Genomic DNA, 533 nt, shown 5'->3' with positions numbered 1-533 from the left:
TCGGTCCTGGCCTTCCGGCCGTACGACCTCCGGCACGCGGGCGTCTCCCAGTGGCTCAACTCGGGAGTGCCCGCCCCTGAGGTCGCCGCCCGCGCCGGCCACTCGGTGGACGTCCTCCTGAAGATCTATGCCAAGTGCATCGACGGCCAGGAGCAAGAGATGAACGACCGGATCATGCAGGGGCTCGGGGAGGACGACACCGCGAGCTGAAGTCGAGCGCGACCAACGGAGCCCCGGAAAGATCCGGGGCTTCCGTCCGTCCACGAATAGTCCACAGAGCCGCGCTGAGGGCCTTCGAAACCCCCGCTGAACTGCCGCGGAGCCCTCCAAGATCAACACGCCATTACAACGTGATCAGTGGCAAACGGCTGCTTTCTGCGGCACTTGCCTGCACATACGCGAAGACCCCGGCTCCAGCGTTTCCGCTGGTGACGGGGTCTTGGACACACTTACACAGTGTGCCCCCGGCAGGATTCGAACCTGCGCACACGGCTCCGGAGGCCGTTGCTCTATCCCCTGAGCTACGGGGGCGT

General features: G+C 65.5%; 1 tRNA gene and 1 pseudogene. One reads left to right on the top strand and one right to left on the bottom strand.

The annotated features are described in order from the left end of the window. Positions 1-210, top strand: a pseudogene (locus G6W55_RS38225) (site-specific integrase); the annotation flags it as partial. A 249-nt stretch (positions 211-459) separates the two neighbouring features. Here G6W55_RS38225 and G6W55_RS38220 read toward each other — a convergent pair. Then, positions 460-531: transfer RNA gene (locus tag G6W55_RS38220), tRNA-Arg, on the bottom strand. Between the last annotated feature and the right edge of the window lie 2 nt (positions 532-533).

The organism is Streptomyces sp. CAI-85, from assembly GCF_013363615.1.
Taxonomy (GTDB): domain Bacteria; phylum Actinomycetota; class Actinomycetes; order Streptomycetales; family Streptomycetaceae; genus Streptomyces; species Streptomyces antibioticus_B.
Note: the sequence above shows the minus strand (reverse complement) of the source record. Positions and strands in the feature narration are given on the sequence as shown.